This window comes from Burkholderia sp. AW33-5, assembly GCF_053427615.1.
In genome coordinates this window covers 1-910 of sequence record NZ_JBSAXA010000079.1, presented here as the reverse complement: position 1 = coordinate 910, position 910 = coordinate 1, and the positions used below count along the sequence as shown (strand labels likewise).

The 910-nt window shown below is 58.0% G+C and carries 1 pseudogene; it reads right to left on the bottom strand.

What is annotated here, in order from left to right:
- Nucleotides 1-910 (bottom strand): annotated as a pseudogene (locus tag ACV22V_RS32395) (IS3 family transposase); the annotation flags it as partial.

The following is a 910-nucleotide window of genomic DNA, read 5'->3' as shown; positions in this document are numbered from 1 at the left end:
GGCGTTGTCCAGGCAATTCCCTTTACGCGACATGCTTTGCGTGAGCGCTCGTTGCTGCAGTAGGCGGCGATACGCTGGCATCTGGTACTGCCAGCCCTGATCCGAATGCAAGAGAGGCCGCTCGTGTGACTTCAAGCGCGCCAATGCCTTGCGAAGCATTGCGTTGACCATCTCGAACGCCGGGCGCCTCGCGGTTTCATAAGCAATGATCTCGCCGTTGTACAGATCGAGCACTGGCGACAGGTACAGCTTCTGGCCGCCCACGTTGAATTCCGTGACATCCGTTACCCACTTCTCGTTCGGACGGTTTGCGTAGAACCGACGCTGTAAAACATGAGGTGCAACACGTCCGACGCTACCTTTGTAGGAGCGGTATTTCTTCGGGCGCACACAAGACTTCAGCCGCAACTCGCCCATCAGGCGCGCCACGGTCTTGTGATTAATCACCTGTCCCAGATTGCGCAGAGCGAGCGTGATGCGTCGATAGCCGTAGCGGCCCTTGTGCCGTTCGAACAACGAGCAGATTCTCGACCTTGTATCAGCATACTTGTCGGCTGCTCCCAGCAATTTCTGATGATAGTAGAACGTGCTGCGCGCCAAGCCGGCAACCTTCAGCAAGCCCGCAAGCGGATATTGCTGCCTTAGCTCGAGCACGATTTGCGCTTTTTGCGTTGCGCTGATCGCTGCTGCGCTTGAGCCAAGGCTTCGAGCTTTTTTAGGTACGCGTTCTCCATGCGCAGAAAGTTCAACTCGTCGAGCAGTTCCTGTCGGGAGCGCGTATCGTCTTCGGGTAGAGGTGGTGGCGTGATCGGTGGCTTGGGCATCTTCCTGGGGCGCCCCCGCTGGCGCGGCGACAGTGCGGCTATACCACCCTCATCATACTGGCGTTTCCACTGGCCGATGGCCGTAC